At 66.7% G+C, this 19,149-nt stretch carries 20 protein-coding genes; 5 read left to right on the top strand and 15 right to left on the bottom strand.

The features are described from left to right. The first annotated feature begins 4 nt into the window (after positions 1-4). Together trmB and EA796_RS18275 are read left to right on the top strand one after the other, a co-directional pair. The gene (gene trmB, locus EA796_RS18280; RefSeq protein WP_021442004.1) at positions 5-721 is read left to right on the top strand and encodes a tRNA (guanosine(46)-N7)-methyltransferase TrmB; all 717 of its coding nucleotides are present in this window, start codon (positions 5-7) and stop codon (positions 719-721) included. Between the two features lie 173 nt (positions 722-894). Beyond that, positions 895-2,238 carry a DUF1329 domain-containing protein gene (locus EA796_RS18275; RefSeq protein WP_122109635.1) on the top strand — a complete coding sequence of 448 codons (1,344 nt, stop codon included), beginning with the start codon at positions 895-897 and terminating at the stop codon, positions 2,236-2,238. A 123-nt stretch (positions 2,239-2,361) separates the two neighbouring features. Here EA796_RS18275 and EA796_RS18270 read toward each other — a convergent pair whose 3' ends face one another. The 11 genes from EA796_RS18270 to EA796_RS18220 all read right to left on the bottom strand — a co-directional run bounded on the left by EA796_RS18270 (position 2,362) and on the right by EA796_RS18220 (position 11,549). Further along, positions 2,362-2,685, bottom strand: coding sequence for a DUF3392 domain-containing protein (locus EA796_RS18270; RefSeq protein WP_021442006.1), 324 nt, complete (start codon positions 2,683-2,685; stop codon positions 2,362-2,364). Positions 2,686-2,853: 168 nt separating this feature from the next. After that, positions 2,854-4,038, bottom strand: a complete 1,185-nt coding sequence (hemW, locus tag EA796_RS18265; RefSeq protein ID WP_122109634.1) for a radical SAM family heme chaperone HemW — start codon at positions 4,036-4,038, stop codon at positions 2,854-2,856. After that, positions 4,035-4,631, bottom strand: coding sequence for an RdgB/HAM1 family non-canonical purine NTP pyrophosphatase (gene rdgB, locus EA796_RS18260; RefSeq protein WP_021442008.1), 597 nt, complete (start codon positions 4,629-4,631; stop codon positions 4,035-4,037). Before rdgB ends, hemW begins: the two co-directional genes overlap by 4 nt. Continuing rightward, positions 4,628-5,044: a DUF4426 domain-containing protein gene (locus tag EA796_RS18255; RefSeq protein ID WP_021442009.1), complete on the bottom strand. Its 417-nt coding sequence runs from the start codon at positions 5,042-5,044 to the stop codon at positions 4,628-4,630. Before EA796_RS18255 ends, rdgB begins: the two co-directional genes overlap by 4 nt. A gap of 27 nt (positions 5,045-5,071) precedes the next feature. Further along, positions 5,072-5,668: a methionine biosynthesis protein MetW gene (gene metW, locus EA796_RS18250; protein ID WP_122109633.1), complete on the bottom strand. Its 597-nt coding sequence runs from the start codon at positions 5,666-5,668 to the stop codon at positions 5,072-5,074. Between the two features lie 2 nt (positions 5,669-5,670). Beyond that, on the bottom strand, positions 5,671-6,810 hold the full coding sequence (locus EA796_RS18245) for a homoserine O-acetyltransferase (protein ID WP_021442011.1): 1,140 nt from the start codon (positions 6,808-6,810) through the stop codon (positions 5,671-5,673). Between the two features lie 96 nt (positions 6,811-6,906). Next, on the bottom strand, positions 6,907-8,889 hold the full coding sequence (locus tag EA796_RS18240; protein WP_021442012.1) for a dynamin-like GTPase family protein: 1,983 nt from the start codon (positions 8,887-8,889) through the stop codon (positions 6,907-6,909). 223 nt (positions 8,890-9,112) lie between these two features. Further along, positions 9,113-9,412 (bottom strand): DUF167 domain-containing protein, encoded by a 300-nt coding sequence (locus EA796_RS18235; RefSeq protein ID WP_122109632.1) that lies wholly within the window; start codon positions 9,410-9,412, stop codon positions 9,113-9,115. A gap of 1 nt (position 9,413) precedes the next feature. Further along, complete coding sequence (locus tag EA796_RS18230; RefSeq protein WP_021443772.1) at positions 9,414-10,007, bottom strand: YggT family protein; 594 nt, start codon at positions 10,005-10,007, stop codon at positions 9,414-9,416. A gap of 9 nt (positions 10,008-10,016) precedes the next feature. After that, the gene (proC, locus tag EA796_RS18225) at positions 10,017-10,835 is read right to left on the bottom strand and encodes a pyrroline-5-carboxylate reductase (protein ID WP_122109631.1); all 819 of its coding nucleotides are present in this window, start codon (positions 10,833-10,835) and stop codon (positions 10,017-10,019) included. Between the two features lie 18 nt (positions 10,836-10,853). Beyond that, the gene (locus EA796_RS18220) at positions 10,854-11,549 is read right to left on the bottom strand and encodes a YggS family pyridoxal phosphate-dependent enzyme (protein ID WP_122109630.1); all 696 of its coding nucleotides are present in this window, start codon (positions 11,547-11,549) and stop codon (positions 10,854-10,856) included. A gap of 74 nt (positions 11,550-11,623) precedes the next feature. On the opposite strand from EA796_RS18220, the gene pilT reads away from it, so the two are divergent. Continuing rightward, the gene (pilT, locus tag EA796_RS18215; RefSeq protein WP_021443775.1) at positions 11,624-12,658 is read left to right on the top strand and encodes a type IV pilus twitching motility protein PilT; all 1,035 of its coding nucleotides are present in this window, start codon (positions 11,624-11,626) and stop codon (positions 12,656-12,658) included. 127 nt (positions 12,659-12,785) lie between these two features. Next, positions 12,786-13,931, top strand: coding sequence for a PilT/PilU family type 4a pilus ATPase (locus EA796_RS18210; protein ID WP_021443776.1), 1,146 nt, complete (start codon positions 12,786-12,788; stop codon positions 13,929-13,931). Here the strand turns inward: EA796_RS18210 and EA796_RS18205 are convergent. Together EA796_RS18205 and EA796_RS18200 are read right to left on the bottom strand one after the other, a co-directional pair. After that, positions 13,897-14,784, bottom strand: a complete 888-nt coding sequence (locus tag EA796_RS18205; protein ID WP_122109629.1) for a TIGR03915 family putative DNA repair protein — start codon at positions 14,782-14,784, stop codon at positions 13,897-13,899. The two genes, EA796_RS18210 and EA796_RS18205, sit on opposite strands and share 35 nt — an antisense overlap. Further along, entirely contained in the window at positions 14,784-15,995 is a 1,212-nt protein-coding gene (locus EA796_RS18200; RefSeq protein ID WP_122109628.1) for a putative DNA modification/repair radical SAM protein, read from the bottom strand. Before EA796_RS18200 ends, EA796_RS18205 begins: the two co-directional genes overlap by 1 nt. A 136-nt stretch (positions 15,996-16,131) precedes the next feature. Here EA796_RS18200 and EA796_RS18195 point away from each other — a divergent pair, with 136 nt between their 5' ends. Further along, positions 16,132-16,530, top strand: a complete 399-nt coding sequence (locus EA796_RS18195; RefSeq protein WP_122109627.1) for a TM2 domain-containing protein — start codon at positions 16,132-16,134, stop codon at positions 16,528-16,530. 73 nt (positions 16,531-16,603) lie between these two features. Here EA796_RS18195 and ntrC read toward each other — a convergent pair whose 3' ends face one another. Together ntrC and glnL are read right to left on the bottom strand one after the other, a co-directional pair. Beyond that, positions 16,604-18,037, bottom strand: a complete 1,434-nt coding sequence (ntrC, locus tag EA796_RS18190) for a nitrogen regulation protein NR(I) (RefSeq protein WP_122109626.1) — start codon at positions 18,035-18,037, stop codon at positions 16,604-16,606. Then, positions 18,034-19,122, bottom strand: coding sequence for a nitrogen regulation protein NR(II) (gene glnL / locus EA796_RS18185; RefSeq protein WP_021443781.1), 1,089 nt, complete (start codon positions 19,120-19,122; stop codon positions 18,034-18,036). Before glnL ends, ntrC begins: the two co-directional genes overlap by 4 nt. Positions 19,123-19,149 lie beyond the last annotated feature (27 nt).

Genomic DNA, 19,149 nt, shown 5'->3' with positions numbered 1-19,149 from the left:
CCGCATGACTGACACGCAACAGCCCGAAACAACCGAAGACGGTCGCCGGCTCCGCACCATCAAGAGCTTCGTGATGCGCGCCGGGCGCATGACCGAGGGTCAGCAGCGCGGCCTGGACAAGGGCTGGCCGCTGTTCGGCCTGGAGCTGGAAGACGGCCTGCGCGATTTCGACGAGCTGTTCGGGCGCCGCGCGCCGCGCACCTTCGAGATCGGCTTCGGCATGGGCCATTCCACCCTGGAGATGGCCGCCGCCGCGCCGGAGCAGGACTTCATCGGCGTCGAGGTGCACAAGCCCGGCGTCGGCGCCCTGCTCAACGGGGTGATGGCGCAGAACCTGAGCAACGTCCGGGTGTACAGCTGCGATGCCCTGGAAGTGCTGCGCCAGTGCGTGGCCGATGCCAGCCTGGATCGCGTGCTGCTGTTCTTCCCCGATCCCTGGCACAAGGCCCGGCACCACAAGCGGCGCATCGTTCAGCCGGCCTTCGCCGAGCTGGTGCGCAGCAAGCTGAAGATCGGCGGCGTGCTGCACATGGCCACCGACTGGGAGAACTACGCCGAGCACATGCTCGAGGTGATGAACGCCGCGCCGGGCTACCGCAACCTGGCCACCGACGGCAGCTACGTGCCGCGCCCTGAGGAGCGCCCGGTAACCAAGTTCGAGCGCCGCGGCGAACGCCTCGGTCATGGCGTATGGGACCTCAAGTTCCAGCGCCAGGAGTGATCACTGCTGCACATCCCCACCGCTTCGCCAAAAATGGCAGGACGCCTAAGCAGATCGGGATAACCCGACGGCCAGGACGGCACCTCACCGCAGACACAACAAAACGATAAGCGCGGCCGCGGGCCGCGCGGATAACAGCGACGCCGCTGCCGCGGCGCCGTGAGGAGAGCATTGTGTTGAGATCGGTTTCCATTCTGCTGCTGAGCGCCCTGGCCCTGCAGGCCCAGGCCAAGGTCGATGCCAGCCAGGCCGCGCGCCTGGGCCAGGAGCTGACACCGCTGGGCGGCGAACGCGCCGGCAATGCCGCCGGCACCATTCCCGCCTGGAGCGGCGGCCTGGCTACGCCGCTGGCCAATTACCAGCCGGGCATGCACCACCCCGATCCCTATGCCGCCGACGCCATGCAGTATCGGGTCGACGCCGGCAACCTGGCGCAGCATGAACAACAGCTGCCGCTGGGGCTCAAGGCCCTGCTGCAACAGAACCCCGGCTACTATCTGCGGGTGTTCCCCACCCGGCGCAGCGCCGCGGCGCCGCAGCGCATCTACGATGCCACCCGCTTCAACGCGCTCAACGCCGAGCTGATCTCCGGCGGCAACGGCGTGCAGGGCGCCGCCTCCGGCGTGCCCTTCCCGTTGCCGCAGAACGGTCAGGAAGCGATCTGGAACCATATCATGCGCTACCGTGGCGACCAGATCAGCATGGCCACCAACCAGGCCGCGGTGCTCAGCAACGGCAGCTACAACCTGCTCAAGCTCGAGCGCGACATCTATTTCCTCTACGGCCGCGACGGCGTCGCGCCGCAGGACCTGGACAACACCCTGTTCTACTACAAGTACAAGGTGGTGGCGCCGGCCAAGCTGGCCGGTTCGGCCCTGGTGGTGCAGGAGACCCTCGACCAGATTCTCGCCATCCGCAAGGCCTGGCGCTTCAACCGCGGCGAGCGCCGCGTGCGGCGCCTGCCGATGCTGGCCTACGACACCCTGCAGCCGGATACCAACGGCATGGCCACCGCCGACCAGGTCGACGCCTACAACGGCGCGCCGGATCGCTACGAGTGGCAGCTGCTGGGCAAGCGCGAGATGCTGGTGCCCTACAACAGCTACGCCGTGCACCAGAAGGGCATCGCCTACGGCGATATCCTCCAGGCCAAGCACGTCAATCCCGAGCTGCTGCGCTACGAGCTGCACCGCGTCTGGGTGGTCGAAGCGGACCTGCGCACCGGTTTCAGCCATCCCTACGCCAAGCGCCGCTTCTACCTGGACGAGGACAGCTGGCAGATCCTCGCCGTCGACCTGTACGACAGGCACGGCGAACTGATCGGCCTGCAGGAAGCCCACCCGATCAGCTACTACGAGGTGCCGATGTTCGGCTCGACCCTGGAGACCATCTACGACTTCAAGGGCAGCCGCTACTTCGCCGACGGCCTGGACAACAACGAGAAGATGTACGACTTCGACGCCAAGCTGACCCCGCGCGACTTCACCCCGCAGGCGCTGCGCCGCGAGGGCAACTGAGGCACGCGGCCGCAGGCCGCATGTTCGAGCGAAACGCCGCGACGCCTTTACCGGGTCGCGGCGTTTTTTATGGCGGTGTTGGGCCTGGTGGTTACCCTTAGTCGGTATATGCTGCTGCCGGCCTTAGTTGCGGTCGGCCAATATGCCGATCACCACGAAGATCAGGATCAGCACCGGCGCCAGGGTGAAGTTGTTGAAATGCGCCAGGCCCTTGGCCAGCCAGGGGGTGAGGAAGACGATGGCCAGGCCGTAGCCGACCGCGCAGAACACCACGAACAGCAGGGTGCGCAGGACGAAATTGAGGTTGCCGATGGTGCGCTGGACCCAGGCGTTGATGGCCGGGCCGAACAGCACCAGCAGGGTGGCCATGATGGCCAGGGAAATGTCGCCGAGGTGGCTGCGGCTCCAGCGCGAGAGGGTGACGATCAGGTCTAGTACGAGATCCATCCGGGGTCCTTACAGGCTGTTGAAAAACTACCTACGTTGCCATTGCTGCGTTAAAAACAGGCTCGGAATGCTCATTTACAGCCTGTAAACTCCGCTTCCTCGCCTGTTTTTGCCTTGCACTGGCTGCCTCGCCTACGTTTTTCAACGGCCTGTTAGCCATCCGGGCGGTCAGGGCAAGAAGTGTTGCAGCAAATCGTTGAGAAACAGCTGGCCCTCGGCGGTGGCGCACAGCCGCTCGGGCTCGGTGCGCAGCAGCTTGCGCGCCTGCGCTTCGGTGCGGGCGGCGTCCAGGCTGGCCAGGGGCAGACCGGTGCGCTCAGTGAACAGGCTTGCCGGCACGCCGTCGGTGAGGCGCAGCACGTTCATGAGAAATTCGAAGGGCAGCTCGTCGGCGCCGAGCAGGCGCTCGCCGGCTTGGAAGGCTTTGGCCGCGTCCAGGTAGTCTTTGGGCAGGCGGGTCTTCCAGGTGCGCAGGATGCGCCCGTGCGGGTCGCTGAGCTTGGCGTGGGCGCCGGCGCCGATGCCGAGGAAGTCGCCGAAGGTCCAGTAGTTGAGGTTGTGCCGCGCCTGCTTGCCGGGCTGGGCGTAGGCGGACACCTCGTACTGGGCGTAGCCCTCGGCCGCCAGCAGCGCCTGGCCGGCCTCCTGGATGTCCCACAGCAGGTCGTCCTCGGGCAGCACCGGCGGCTGGCTCCAGAACAGCGTGTTCGGCTCCATGGTCAGCTGGTACCAGGACAGGTGCGTCGGCGCCTGGGCGATGGCGGTGCGCAGGTCGAACAGCGCGTCCTCGAGGCTCTGTTCGGGCAGGCCGTGCATCAGGTCGAGGTTGAAGTTGTCGAAGCCGGCGGCGCGCGCCATGTCGGCGGCGCGGATTGCTTCACGGCCGTCGTGGATGCGCCCCAGCGCCTTGAGCTTGGCCTCCTGGAAACTCTGCACGCCGATCGACAGGCGATTGATGCCCAGCGCCCGGTAGCCCTTGAACTTGGCCTGCTCGAAGGTGCCGGGGTTGGCTTCCAGGGTGATCTCGATGTCGCCGGCGAACGCCACGCGGCGCTCGACGCCCTCCAGCAGGCGGCCCAGGGCGCGGTCGGAGAACAGGCTGGGGGTGCCGCCGCCGAAGAAGATCGAGCTCAGCGGCCGGCCATGCACCTGGCCCAGGTCGGCGTCGAGGTCGGCCAGCAGGGCGTCGACGTACTCCTCTTCCGGCAGCGTCGGCCCGGCCGCGTGGGAGTTGAAGTCGCAGTAGGGGCACTTCTTCACGCACCAGGGGATATGGATATAGAGCGCCAGAGGCGGCAGCGCGAAGCCCCGTTCCCCAGCGCCGGGGGAGTGGGGTGCAGGGTGCTGGCTCACGCCAGCCCCAGCCGCTGCTTGAGCAGGGCCATGGCGCGGGCGCGGTGGCTTAGGCGGTTCTTTTCCGCCGCCGGCAGTTCGGCGGCCGAGCGCTGACAGTCTTCTACCCAGAACAGCGGGTCGTAGCCGAAACCTTGCTCGCCGCGCGCCTGATGCAGGATGCGGCCGTGCCACAGGCCCTCGCAGAGAATCGGCAGGGGGTCGTCGGCGTGCCGCACCAGGGCCAGGGCGCAGACGAACTGGGCGCCGCGCTGGGCGTCCGGCACATCTTTCAGGGCATCGAGCAGCTTGGCGTTGTTCGCCGCATCGCCCCGGCCGTCCGCGTAGCGCGCCGAGTAGATGCCGGGGGCGCCGCCGAGATGATCCACCGCCAGACCGGAATCGTCGGCCAGCGCCGGCAGGCCGGAGATGCGCGCGGCGTTGCGCGCCTTGAGGATGGCGTTCTCGACGAACGACAGGCCGGTTTCCTCCGGCTCGACGCTGGAGAATTCACCGATCGAGCGCAGGCGCACGGCGTCGCCGAGCATGGCCTGCAGTTCCTTGAGTTTGCCGGCGTTGTGGCTGGCCAGCACCAGTTCGTTGAAGGCTGTCATTCGTCGGGGAACATTTCCTGGTTGAAGCTGAAACTGTGCGGGTTGCCGCCCTGCTGCACCTCGAGGGTGAAGCTCAGCACCTCGCGGCTGGAGAAGGGGAACTGCGCCAGGTAGTAGATGGCGCCGCTTTCCGTGACCTGCTTGAAGGTCAGGGGCGTGATCTGCCCGAGCAGGTTTTTCACCTGGCCGCCGACCTGCGCGGTGCTGGCCTTGCCAGCCTTGAGCACGGCGACGTTGACCACGCCCTGGGTCTTGCTGCGGGTCAGGCCGGCGGCCGCGGCGATGTCCGGCTGCAGGAAGCTGGAGTTGAACACGCTGTAGTGCACGTCGAGATCGCCGAAGCTCTGCTTGCGTTCGGCGACGGCCGGCAGGGCCAGGCACAGGGCGATCAGGAAGGGGATGATGCGGCGCATGATGGTTCTCCTCGGGCAGGCGATGGCTCAGTTCGCACCGCTGATGCGATAGATGCCGATCTCACCTAATAGATTAGGCCAGACTCGGCTGGCCCAACCGTGGCGATGGTCGCGATCCACCGCCAGGCGCTCCTCGACCCGCGCGCCCTGGGCGTGGCACAGGCGTTCGAAGTCCTCGAAGGTGCAGAAGTGGATGTTCGGCGTGTTGTACCAGGTGTAGGGCAGAAAATCCGACACCGGCATGCGGCCCTTGGTGGTCAGGTACCAGCGGCAGCGCCAGTGGCCGAAGTTGGGGAAGGTGATGATGCAGGTCTTGCCGACCCGCAGCATCTCCGCCAGCACCTTGTCCGGGTAGTGCAGCGCCTGCAGCGACTGGGTCATGACCACCACGTCGAAGCTGTCGCTGGCGAAGTTGCCCAGGCCCTCGTCGAGGTTCTGCTCGATCACGTTGACCCCGCGCTCGATGCAGGTGGCGATCTTCTCCGCGTCGATCTCCAGGCCGTAGCCGGCCACCTGCTTGTGCTCGCGCAGCCAGGCCAGCAGCTCGCCGTCGCCGCAGCCCAGGTCGAGCACGCGGCTGCCCGGGGCGATCCATTCCTGGATGATGTCCAGATCCGCTCGCATGCTCATACCTCGATCCGCTTCATGTAGCTGCCGAACGCCTGCAGGTAGCGCGGGATCGGCATGAGGAAGGCGTCGTGGCCCTGCGGCGCGTCGATCTCCAGGTAGCAGACGTTCTTCTTCGCCGCCAATAGCGCATCGACTATCTCCCGCGAGCGGGCCGGGGAGAAACGCCAGTCGGTGGTGAAGGACATCACGCAGAAATCCGCCTGGGCCGCGGCCAGGGTCTTGGCCAGGTCGCCGTCATGGGCGGCGGCCGGGTCGAAGTAGTCCAGCGCCTTGGTCATCAGCAGGTAGGTGTTGGCGTCGAAGCGCCCGGAAAACTCCTCGCCCTGGTAGCGCAGGTAGCTCTCGACCTGGAACTCGACGCTGTGGAAGTCGTAGTTGAGCTTCTCGCTCTTCAGGCCGCGGCCGAATTTCTCGCCCATGGCGTCGTCGGACAGGTAGGTGATATGGCCGACCATGCGCGCCAGCATCAGGCCGCGCTTGGGGATCACGCCGCGCTCCTGGAAATGCCCGCCGTGGAACTCCGGATCGGTGAGGATGGCCTGGCGCGCGACTTCGTTGAAGGCGATGTTCTGCGCCGACAGCTTGGGCGCCGAGGCGATCGCCAGGCAGTGGCGCACGCGCTCGGGGTAGCTGATGGTCCACTGCAGCGCCTGCATGCCGCCGAGGCTGCCGCCGATCACCGCGGCCCACTGCGCGATGCCCAGGCGGTCGGCCAGGCGCGCCTGGCTGTGCACCCAGTCTTCCACGGTCATCACCGGGAAGTCGGCGCCGTAGGGCTTGCCGGTGGCCGGGTTGGCGCTGCTCGGACCGGTCGAGCCGTTGCAGCCGCCGAGGTTGTTGAGGCTGACGACGAAGAACTTGCGCGTGTCGATCGGCTTGCCGGGACCGATGCAGCTGTCCCACCAGCCGGGCTTGCGGTCGTCCGGGCTGTGGTAGCCGGCGGCATGATGATGGCCGGACAGGGCGTGGCAGATCAGCACCGCGTTGCTGCGTGCGGCATTCAGTTCGCCGTAGGTTTCGACGACCAGTTCGTACTCGGCCAGGCTGCGTCCGCAGGCCAGCGCCAGCGGCTCGCTGAAGCGCTGCACCTGGGGGCTGACCAGGCCTACGGAGTCTTCGGGAAAGGCAGTGGGCATTGAGGCGCTGCTATCGAATCGGAGGAGGGCGCCAGTCTAAAGAGCGCCGCCGGCAGCGGCAAGCGAGCTGGCGCCCGCTCCGGCCACAGTGCGCGGCTATTCGCCGCCGGCCTGCGCGCCTATCGCCGAGGGCAGGCTGACCACCTTGCCCTGGCGCTGTACCGGCGCCGGCCGGCGCAGGATGCGCAGCATGTCGGCGGCCTGGGCCAGTTGCTGTTCCAGCTCCTGCTGGTAGTGCGCCAGTTGCTGGCTGCGCTTGCGCGTCTGCTGGGTTTCCTGGGCCAGGGATTTGAGCCGCAGCATATGGGTTTCCAGCATCTGCTTGTGTTCCAGGGTGTGCTGCATCAGCGGCATCAGGGCGTCGCCGGCCCACTGTTCGGCGTCCTGGCGCAGGCGCTGGTGCAGGCCGATCACCTCCTGGGCGAGGGTGGCGAAGAAGCGTCGGGTCAGGCTGCGCTGCTCGGTGAGCAGGGTCTTGACGTGCAGGCGGAACTGGTCGCCCTTGGCCTGCAGTTTCTTCAGCTCGCGCAGGTAGCGCTGGGCCTGGAACTGCGGTGCGTCGACGCCGTGCAGCGGGTTGTCCTCGTTGTGCCGGCGGTAGAGGGCGGCGACCATCTTGTTGGCCATCTCGGCTTCCTGCTCCAGGCCGTGCAGGTCGTGCTCCACGGCGCGGAAGAAGTGCAGGATGGCCTGGTTGATGCCCAGCGTGGTCCAGCTGCCGGTGAGGTTGCGGCGGACCTGGTCCAGGTGTTCTTCCAGGCGTTCGGCGCGCGCGGCGTGGCGCAGCAGCTCGCCCTGGCGCTGAACCAGGCGCTGGTTGGTCTTCAGCCCGAGCAGGCGCTTGTGGTGCAGGCTGTGGTCTTCCTTGGTCTTGGCGGTCAGCTCGAACAGCAGCTGGCCGTTGTCCTGCTGGTGGTTGCCGAGCAGGGCGAGCTGTTCGCCGACCTTCTCCAGGCGCAGGCCCAGCACGTGCTGGCTGTTGTTGAGCAGGGCCAGCACCTGGCGCACCACGCGGTCTTCGATCAGGCGTTCCTTCTGCGCGACGATGCGTTCGCAGAGCAGGGTCTCGAGGTTGGCCATCTGGCTGCGGGCCAGCAGTTCCTCGTCCTTGCGCACCTTGGCCAGCAGCGCCTGCTTGGCCGACAGCGGCAGCACCTCGTCCTTGCCGATGCCCAGCTGGCGCGCGGTGGCGGCTTGGATCTGGCCGATGGCGTTCTGCACGAAGGCTTCGCCGGCCAGGTCGTCCCAGAGCACGTCGATCTTGTTCAGCACGGCGAACAGGCAGGTCTGGGTGTCTTCGTCGAGCTGGCGAATGTGTTGCTGCCAGATGCTCATGTCGCTGGCGGTGACGCCGGTGTCGGCGGCCAGCAGGAAGATGATCGCCTGGGCGCTGGGCAGCATCGACAGGGTCAGTTCCGGCTCGCTGCCGAGCGCGTTGAGGCCCGGGGTGTCGAGGATGCGCAGGCCCTGGCGCAGCAGCGGGTGGTCGAAGTTGACCATGGCGTGGCGCCAGGCCGGCACCAGCACCTGGCCGCGCTTGCCGGTGCCTTCGAGCATGTCCGGGTGAAAGCCGAGCTGGATCGCCTGCTCCACCGGCATCGGTTTGGTCTTGGCCACCTGGCTGAAGGCCAGGGCCATGTTGGCCGGGTCGCTGGTGTCCAGGGGGATGTTCACCCAGTGCCGCGGGATGCGCTTGAACTGGGCGACGCTGGCCGAGGCGGTGCGCGTCTCGATCGGCAGCAGGCGGATGTAGGAGCGCTCCGAGCGCGGGTCGAAGAACAGCTCGGTGGGGCACATGGTGGTGCGCCCGGCATGCGAGGGCAGCATGCGCTGGCCGTACTCGGAGAAGAACAGGCTGTTGATCAGTTCGGTCTTGCCGCGGGAGAACTCGCCGACGAAGGCCAGGGTGATGTGATCGGTGCGCAGCAGCTTGAGTGCGCGTTCGAGCTTGGCCTGCACCGCCTCGGAGTTGAGCCGATTGTGCTCCAGCCAGCTGCGGTAGCGGGTGATCTCGCGCATCAACTCGCGCTTCCAGGCGACGTAGGCATCGACCTGCTGGCTGAGACGTTCCATGCTCATCCTGGCTCTCCTCTGGGCAACGCATGCGGCGGCTGGTGGTCGGGGCGCTGGCGACCGGCACCGCTTGGGCGACGGTTCGCGTCGGTTTGCCGCCAGAACGCACGGCGTTCGCCTGAATACCCCGCATTATGCGGTGGCGGCGGCGGCCGTCAATCGCCCGCCTGCCCAGTCCCGCCTTACGGCCGGTGGCGAGCGCCGAGCGGTCGTTGCGGGCGCCGGACGGTCATGCGCTGTCGGGACGCGCCAGTCCCGGCAGCGCCGGCAGGCAGCGCGGGGCCTGGATGCGCAGGCGCTTGTGGCGGTTCAGCTGGCCGCTCTCCAGGCTCACCTGGCTTTTCGCCACGCCGAAGGCCTTGGCCAGGAAGGTCTGCAGCTGGGCGTTGGCCTGGCCCTCGACCGGCGGCGCGGTGAGGCGGATCTTCAGGCGGTCGCCGTGCAGTCCGGCGAACCCATCGCTGCTCGCCTTGGGCTGCAGGTGGCAGTCGAGGATCAGGTCCTCGCCGTCCCAGCGGTACCAGCTCATCTCACAGGAAGGGGCTGAGCATCGGCGGCAGGCCGGTCATGGCGGCCAGGTTGCCGATGACGAAGCGGTCCACCAGGTTGATCGCGATAAAGGCGAAGATCGGCGAGATGTCCAGGCCGCCGAGGTTCGGCAGCAGCTTGCGAAACGGCGCCAGCACCGGCTCGCAGATCTGGTTGACCAGTTGCGCGCCGGGGTTGTAGCTGCCCGGGGCGACCCAGGAGAGGATCACGCTGACGATCAGGGCGAAGAAGAACACCTTGAGGAACAGCGAGGTAACGCCGATCACCGACCACACCAGCAGTTGCAGGAGGAAGCCGCCGGCGTTGTAACCCATCAGCGTCAGGGTCACCAGCATCAGCAGCAGCTGCACCAGGATGGCCAGCACCAGCGAGGCCAGGTCCAGTCCGGCGATGCCGGGGATCACCCGGCGCAGCGGGGTCAGCAGCGGCTGCGTGGCCTTGACGATGAACTGGCTGAGCGGGTTGTAGAAATCGGCGCGCACCAGTTGCAGGATGAAGCGCAGCAGCACGATCAGCAGGTATAGGCTGCCGAGGGTCTGGATGATGTAGATGAGGGCTTCGATGAATCCGGACATGCAAACTCCTTATTGACCCAGTTGCTCGGCCAGTTCGGCCGAACGGTTGGCGGCGGCATTCAGCGCCTGTTGCACCAGCGCTTCGAAGCCGCCGGCCTGGAACGTCTCGATCGCCGCCTCGGTGGTGCCGTTCGGCGAGGTGACCCGGCGGCGCAGCTCGGCGGCGTCGACATCGCTCTCGCTGGCCATGCGCGCGGCGCCCAGCGCGGTGTGGATGCTCAGGCGGGCGGCGGTCTCATGCGGCAGGCCGAGCCGCTCGCCGGCGGCGGTCATGGCCTCGATCAGCAGGAAGAAATAGGCCGGTCCGCTGCCGGACACCGCGGTCACCGCGTCGAGCTGCGCCTCGTCGTTCAGCCACAGGGCCAGGCCCACGGCGCTCAGCAGCTGTTCGGCCTGGGCCTTTTGTGCGCTGCTGACCCGGGCGTTGGCGTACAGCCCGGAAACGCCCTGGCGCAGCAGCGCCGGGGTATTGGGCATGCAGCGCACCACGGGGCGCTGACCCAGCCAGCGCTCCAGGCTGGCGCAGGCGATGCCGGCGGCGATGGAGACGATCAGCTGGCCCGGTTGCAGGTGCGGCGCCAGGTCCAGGCACACCGCCTTCATCACCTGCGGCTTGACCGCCAGGACGATCAGCTCGGCGCCGGCGATGGCCTCGGCATTGCTTTCGAACAGGGCGATGCCGTGCTCGGCGTGCAGGCGCTGGCGCTGCTCGGCGTTCGGTTCGCTGGCGCGGATCGCGCTGGCCGGGGTGCCCTGGGCGCGCAGGCCGCCGATCAGGCTGGCGGCCATGTTGCCGGCGCCGACGAAGGCGATGATCGGGTTGCTCATGCGGTGGCTTCCTTTATATCAGTGGGCGGCGGACTGGCCGTAATCGCGGGCGCCGAACAGCGCGGTGCCGATGCGCACCCAGGTGGCGCCCTCGGCGATGGCGGCCTCCAGGTCATGGCTCATGCCCATGGACAGGCAGTCGAGGTTCAGTGCCAGATCATCGCGCAACTGGCGCAGGCGGGCGAAGGCTTGGTGTTGGGCGGCGACGTCGTCGGTCGGCTCGGGGATTGTCATCAATCCGCGCAGGCGCAGGTTGGCCAGTTGTGTAACCGCCTGTGCCAGGGCCGGGAGCTCGTCCGGGCTGCAGCCGGACTTGCTGGGCTCGCCGCTGACGTTGACCTGCAGGCAGATATTCAGCGGCGGCAGCTGCGCCGGGCGCTGGTCGGACAGGCGTTGGGCGATCTTCAGGCGATCCACGGAGTGTACCCAGGCGAAATGCTCGGCGATGGGCCGGGTCTTGTTCGACTGAATGGGGCCGATGAAGTGCCAGATCAAGGGCAGGTCGGTCAGCTCGGCCTGTTTGTCCAGGGCTTCCTGCAGGTAGTTTTCGCCGAAGTCGCGCAGGCCGGCGGCATAGGCTTCGCGGATGACGGCGGCGGGTTTGGTCTTGCTCACCGCGAGCAGGCCGATATCCAGCGGATTGCGCTGCGAGGCTTGCGCCGCCTCACGGATGCGCGCTCCGACCTTTGCAATATTCTCTGCTATCGTGGACATTACCTGCGCTCTATCAGCCCGGCCGTTTGAGGGTTCGCGGCATTCTACCTGCTTGCTTGTAATTGGGGAGTCCCATGGATATTACCGAGCTGCTTGCCTTCAGCGCCAAGCAAGGCGCGTCGGATTTGCACCTCTCGGCCGGTCTGCCGCCGATGATCCGCGTCGACGGCGATGTTCGCCGGATCAACCTGCCGCCGCTGGACCACAAGCAGGTGCACGCGCTGATCTACGACATCATGAACGACAAGCAGCGCAAGGACTTCGAAGAGTTCCTCGAGACCGACTTCTCCTTCGAGGTGCCGGGCGTGGCGCGTTTCCGGGTCAACGCCTTCAACCAGAACCGCGGCGCCGGTGCGGTGTTCCGGACCATTCCGTCGAAGGTGCTGACCATGGAAGACCTCGGCATGGGCGAGGTGTTCCGCAAGATCACCGACGTGCCGCGCGGCCTGGTGCTGGTCACCGGTCCCACCGGTTCGGGCAAGTCGACCACCCTGGCGGCGATGCTCGACTACCTCAACAGCAACAAGTACCACCACATCCTCACCATCGAAGACCCGATCGAATTCGTTCACGAGTCGAAGAAGTGCCTGGTCAACCAGCGCGAGGTGCACCGCGACACCCACGGCTTCTCCGAGGCCCTGCGTTCGGCGCTGCGGGAAGACCCGGACATCATCCTGGTGGGCGAGATGCGCGACCTGGAAACCATCCGCCTGGCGCTGACCGCCGCGGAAACCGGTCACCTGGTGTTCGGCACCCTGCACACCACCAGCGCGGCGAAGACCATCGACCGGGTGGTCGACGTGTTCCCCGCCGAAGAAAAATCCATGGTCCGCTCCATGCTCTCGGAATCGCTGCAGGCGGTGATCTCGCAGACGCTGCTGAAGAAGATCGGCGGCGGCCGGGTGGCGGCCCACGAGATCATGATCGGCACCCCGGCGATCCGTAACCTTATCCGCGAGGACAAGGTGGCGCAGATGTACTCGGCGATCCAGACCGGCGGTTCGCTGGGCATGCAGACCCTCGACGCCTGCCTCAAGACCCTGGTGGCCAAGGGCCTGGTCAGCCGCGACAGCGCGCGCGAGAAGGCCAAGAGCCCGGAAAGCCTCTAGGAACTGGTGTAGGAGCGAGCATCGCGAGCGAAGCTTTTGGCGTTACCCTGTTCGCGAGCAGAGCTCGCTCCTACGATTCGGCAGATGGCTGCCGAACGGCATTGCTCACCAAGCTGCGAGAACGACGATGGAATTCGAAAAACTGCTGCGCCTGATGGTGGAAAAAGGCGGCTCCGACCTGTTCATCACCGCTGGCGTACCGCCGTCGATGAAGGTCAACGGCAAGATCATGCCGGTGACCAAGAACGCCATGTCGCCGGAGCAGACCCGCGAGACCGTGCTCGGCGTGATGAACGAGGCGCAGCGCCGCGATTTTGCCGAGAACCACGAGTGCAACTTCGCCATCAGCGCCCGCGGCATCGGCCGTTTCCGCGTCAGCGCCTTCTATCAGCGCAACCTGGTGGGCATGGTGCTGCGCCGCATCGAGACCAACATCCCCACCATCGACGACCTCAAGCTGCCGGAAATCCTCAAGAAACTGGCACTGACCAAGCGCGGCCTGGTGCTGTTCGTCGGCGCCACCGGTACCGGCAAGTCCACCTCGCTGGCGGCGATGATCGGCTACCGCAACAAGAACAGCAGCGGCCACATCATCTCCATCGAAGACCCGATCGAGTACATCCACCAGCACCAGAACTGCATCGTCACCCAGCGCGAGGTGGGCATCGACACCGAGTCCTTCGAGGTGGCGCTGAAGAACACCCTGCGCCAGGCGCCGGACGTGATCCTGATCGGCGAGGTGCGGACCCGCGAGACCATGGACCACGCCGTGGCTTTCGCCGAAACCGGCCACCTGTGTCTGGCCACCCTGCATGCCAACAACGCCAACCAGGCGCTGGACCGCATCATCAACTTCTTCCCGGCCGATCGGCAGAACCAGGTGTGGATGGACCTGTCGCTCAACCTCAAGGCCATCGTCGCTCAGCAACTGATTCCAACCCCGGATGGCAAAGGTCGCCGCGCGGTGATCGAGGTGCTGATCAACACCCCGCTGGCCGCCGACCTGATCCGCAAGGGCGAGGTGCACGAGCTCAAGGGCCTGATGAAGCGCTCCACCGAGCAGGGCATGCAGACCTTCGACCAGGCACTGTACAACCTCTACACCCAGGGCGAGATCACCTACGAAGACGCGCTGCTCTACGCCGACTCGGCCAACGACCTGCGCCTGATGATCAAGCTCGGCTCGGAAACCGACGGCGACCACCTGACCAGCATGTCCCAGGGCCTGGCGCTGGAGGTCAGCGAGGAAGATCCGGGCCGACGCTTCCGCTGACGCTGCCAGACGGGGGACGCGATGCGTCCCCTTCGTTTATCCCGCCAATGCGTTTGCCCTTCCTGCCCGCCAGCACCAATGCCTGGCCATCGCGTTGCGCGCCGGCGCGCGCTTCGCTCATCAGTTGCGGGATCAATGGCCCTTCAGGCAGGTGCTTCCAGAATCTCAGCGGCAGGTGCTGCTGCAGCACCGTGCGGTTGAGCCGGGCCGGGTTGAAGGTGCTGCCGTAATAGGCACGCCACAGGGCCTGGCCGTCATCCTCGGGCTGCTCTGCCCAGGCTCGCCACTGCGCCGGGCAGCGGCGCTCGTGCTGCAGGCGCTGGCCATCCCAGTAAACGCCGTCACGCGGCGTGGCGATCAGCCAGCTGTGCTTTCCCAGGCGCTCGGCGAAGTGGCCGCTGGCCGCGGCGAGGATGTCGTGCGCCGGTTCGAACCAGGCGACGAAGTCCGGCGCGCCTGTTGCCTTGCATGGCTGGAAACGCACGAAGGCATGCAGGTGATGCGCCTCGCGGCGCACCGCCTTGAGCCGGCGATGCAGCTCGCTGCCGTCGGGGTCGCCGGCCAGCACGGCGCTGCGCTCGCCCTGCACGAAGCGCCAGAGCACGCGGTAGAGCAGGCTCCAGCGCTCCTCGCCACGGTACTGCGCAGCGCTTTCCAGCAAGTCGAGCAATTCGGGGGAGACACGCAGGCGGCCGCTGGGCTGCGGCGCGCGTTCGGCGGGCTGGTCGAACAGGCCAGGCGCCGCCTCTTCGTCCAGCCATTGCAGCTGATGCGGTGCAAGGCCCTGCAACAGGGCGCGCCGCGCGGCCTGGCGCCAGGTGGCGAAGCTGCCGTCGAAACGCAGGCTGTGCATCACCACAGGGCCATCTGCGCCGGGGTGTCGCGCAGTTGCTGGCGCAGCACCAGGGATTCGTGTTCGGCCCGCGGCGGGCGGTAGTCCTGGGTGACGATAAAGGGCTTGGCCTTTTCCAGCACGCAGCGCAGGCGCTTGAGGTCTTCGTAGCGGATGCGCCGTTCGCGACGCAACGCGCCCAGGCGCCGCGCGCTGAGCACGCCGATGCCCGGTACGCGGGCGATCAATGATTCATCGGCGCGGTTCAGATCCACCGGAAACTGCTCGCGATTGGCCAGCGCCCAGGCCAGCTTGGGGTCGATGTCCAGCGCCAGGTTGCCGGGGCCGGCCAGCAGTTCGCTAGCGCTGAAGCCATAGCCGCGCATAAGGAAATCCGCCTGGTACAGGCGGTGTTCGCGCAGCAGCGGTGGCGCATCGAAGGGCACCGTCTTCGGGCTCTGCGGAATCGGGCTGAAGGCCGAGTAGTAGACGCGCCGCAGGCGGTAGTCGTGATACAGGCTCTGGGCGTTGTGCAGGATGGTGCTGTCGTCGGTGGCGTCGGCGCCGACTATCATCTGCGTGCTCTGCCCGGCCGGGGCGAAGCGCGGCGCGCGGCGTTCCTCCTGGGCCTCGCGCTCGCCGAGATGAATGCTGTGCATGGCCTGGTGGATGCTGGCGACGTTCTTTTCCGGCGCCAGGCGGATCAGGCTGGTTTCGCTGGGCAGCTCGATATTGACGCTGAGGCGGTCGGCATACAGGCCGGCCTCGGCGATTAGCTCCGGTGCGGCATCGGGGATGGTCTTCAGATGAATGTAACCGCGGAACTGGTGCTCCTGGCGCAGCAGGCGGGCGACGCGGATCAGCTGCTCCATGGTGTAGTCGGCCGAGCGGATGATGCCGGAGCTGAGGAACAGGCCGCTGATGCAGTTGCGCTTGTAGAAATCCAGGGTCAGCCTGACCACTTCCTCGGGGTTGAAACGGGCGCGCGGCACGTCGCTGGAGCGGCGGTTGATGCAGTACTGGCAGTCGTACAGGCAGAAGTTGGTCAGCAGTATCTTCAGCAGCGCCACGCAGCGGCCGTCCGGCGTGTAGCTGTGGCAGATGCCCATGCCGTTGGTCGAACCGATGCCGTCCTGGCCCTTGGAGCTGCGCTTGGGCGCGCCGCTGCTGGCGCAGGAGGCGTCGTACTTGGCGGCGTCGGCGAGGATGGTGAGCTTCTCGATCAGTTGCATGGCGGGCGCTCGAATACTGTTTTTATATACAGTATATGGGCGTCGCAGCCCTATCAAGTCATTGGCGCTGGGCGGGCGGGGGAAACCTTGCGTAGAGTGGGGCGTCTGACACTGTCCATCGCACAAGGAGATTGCCATGCAACGACAGGACACCCACAGCAAGCTGATCGGCTACCTGCTGTGGATTTTCGGCTTCCTCGGTTCGCACCGTTTCTACTACGGCAGGCCGGTGACCGGCACCATCTGGTTCTTCACCCTCGGCCTGCTGTTCATCGGCTGGATAATCGACCTGTTCCTGATCCCTTCGATGGACCGTGAAGCCGACCTGCGCTTTACCGCCGGCGATACCGACTACAACGTCGCCTGGATCCTGCTGACCTTCCTCGGCATCTTCGGTGTGCACCGCATGTACCAGGGCAAGTGGCTCACCGGAATCCTCTATCTGCTGACCGGCGGCCTGTTCCTGCTCGGCGTGCTCTACGACTTCTGGACGCTGAATACGCAGATCTCGATCAAGAACGCGCAGCGCGGTTGATCGCGTGGTGCGCACGGCGCACCCTACGAAAAAGGGCATCCCGCGGGATGCCCTTTTTTGTTGTGCTCGCGGATCAATCGTCGCCGTCGTCCTCGTCGGCGCCGTCGACCTTCATGCCCAGTTCCTTGACCTTGCGTGTCAGGGTGTTGCGGCCCCAGCCCAGCAGCAGGGCGGCGTCGCGGCGGCGGCCGGCGGTGTGCTTGAGCGCGGTCTCGATCATGATCCGCTCGAACGCTGGCACGGCGCTGTCGAGCAGGTTGGATTGGCCGCGCGCCAGGGCCTGGTCGGCCCACAGGCGCAGGGCCTGTTCCCAGTTGGTCACCGGCGCGGCGTCCTGCGGCTGGCTGAGCAGCTCCGGCGGCAGGTCGTCGACGTGCACTTCGCGGCCCGAGGCCATCACCGTGATCCAGCGGCAGGTGTTCTCCAGCTGGCGCACGTTGCCCGGCCAGGGCAGGTGCTTGAGGTAGTCCTCGGTCTCGCTCTTGAGCAGCTTGGGCTCGACCGCCAGTTCCTGCGCGGCGCGGGCGAGGAAGTGGTGGGCCAGGGTGGGGATGTCCTCGCGGCGGTCGGCCAGGCGCGGGATATGGATGCGGATGACGTTGAGGCGGTGGAATAGGTCTTCGCGGAACTTGCCAGCCTGCACCAGGGTTTCCAGGTTCTGGTGGGTGGCGGCGATGATGCGCACGTCCACCTTGACCGGGGTATGCCCGCCGACCCGGTAGAACTCGCCGTCGGCCAGCACGCGCAGCAGGCGCGTCTGGGTATCGGCCGGCATGTCGCCGATCTCGTCGAGGAACAGGGTGCCGCCGTCGGCCTGCTCGAAGCGGCCGCGGCGCTGGTTGGCGGCGCCGGTGAAGGCACCCTTCTCGTGGCCGAACAGCTCCGATTCCATCAGGTCCTTGGGGATGGCCGCCATGTTCAGCGCGATGAAGGGCGATGCCGCGCGCGGGCTGTGGCGGTGCAGGGCGTGGGCCACCAGCTCCTTGCCGGTACCGGATTCGCCGTTGATCAGCACGGTGATATTGGAGTGGCTGAGGCGGCCGATGGCGCGGAACACCTCCTGCATCGCCGGCGCCTCGCCGATGATTTCCGGGGTGCGCGCCTGGGCGGCCGGAGCGGCCAGGCTCTGCTGCTCCTGGGCGTGCTGGAAGGCGCGCTTGACCAGGGACACCGCCTCGTCGACGTCGAACGGCTTGGGCAGGTACTCGAAGGCGCCGCCCTGGTAGCTGGCTACCGCGCTGTCCAGGTCGGAATGTGCGGTCATGATGATCACCGGCAGGCGCGGGTACAGCTCGCGGATCCGTGCCAGCAGGTCGAGGCCGCTGGCGCCGGGCATGCGAATGTCGGAGATGATCACGTCCGGTTGCTGGCGGGTCAGGCGGCTGAGTACACCGTCGGCACTGTCGAAGCTCTGGGTGGTCATGCCTTCCTGCTGCAGCGCCTTTTCCAGCACCCAGCGGATGGAACGATCGTCGTCGACAATCCAGACGGTTTCACTGCGGCTCATGGCGAGGTTGCTCCTTGTTCCAGCGGCAGGAAGATCGAGAACACGGTGTGGCCGGGGTGGCTCTCGCATTCGATCAGGCCCTGGTGCTGACTGATGATGTTCTGGGTGATGGCCAGGCCCAGGCCGGTGCCGTCGGCCCGCCCGCTGACCATGGGGTAGAAGATGGTTTCCTGCAGCTCGGCGGGGATGCCCGGGCCGTTGTCGATGATCTCCACCTTGACCACCAGGCGGTGGCGGGTGTGGCCGATGGTGAACTGGCGCAGGGTGCGGGTGCGCAGGCTGATGCGGCCCAGGCCCATGTCGTGTTTCTGCCCGGCGATGGCCTGCATGGCGTTGCGCACTATGTTGAGCACCGCCTGGATCAGCTGCTCGCGGTCGATCAGCAGGTCGGGGATGCTCGGGTCGTAGTCGCGCACCAAAGTGATGCCGCCCTGGCTCTCCGCCTCGATCAGGTTGGCGACCCGCTCCAGCACCTCGTGGATATTGGTCATCGCCAGCGACGGCAGCTTGTTCGAGCCGAGCATACGGTCCACGAGATTTCTCAGCCGGTCGGCTTCCTCGATGATGACGTTGGTGTAGTCCTTCAGGTGCTCTTCCGGCAGCTCGCGCGCCAGCAGCTGGGCCGCGCCGCGGATGCCGCCGAGCGGATTCTTGATCTCGTGGGCCAGGCCGCGCACCAGCAGCTTGGTGGTCTCCTGCTTGGACAGCTGCGCCTCCTCCTTGGTGATGCGCAGCAGGCGGTCGCGCGGGTGCACTTCCAGCAGCAGCAGGGTCTGGCCGCGGTTGAACAGCGGGGTGACGGCATAGTCGACGGTCAGGGTCTGGCCGGTGACCGAGGTCAGCACCGCCTCGCGCTTGTTGAACGGGTGCGCCTGTTCCACCGCCTGGCGCAGCGACGACAGCGCCTCGGGCGATTCGGTGAACAGCTCGCTGATGAACTGGCCATGGCTGCGCTGGCCGCTGACGGCCAGGAGCATTTCCGCCGCCGGGTTCATGTACTCGAGGCGCAGCTGGCTGTCGAGCAGCAGGGTGGCGGTGGTCAGGTTGTCGAGTAGCAGGCGGTGCAGAGCGTCGTTGATGGTCATAGGCAGCGCGTTCCGGCAATGGGCAGG

Origin of the sequence: Pseudomonas sp. AOB-7 (assembly GCF_003696305.1) — a bacterium.
Lineage (GTDB): Bacteria > Pseudomonadota > Gammaproteobacteria > Pseudomonadales > Pseudomonadaceae > Aquipseudomonas.
Note: the sequence above shows the minus strand (reverse complement) of the source record. Positions and strands in the feature narration are given on the sequence as shown.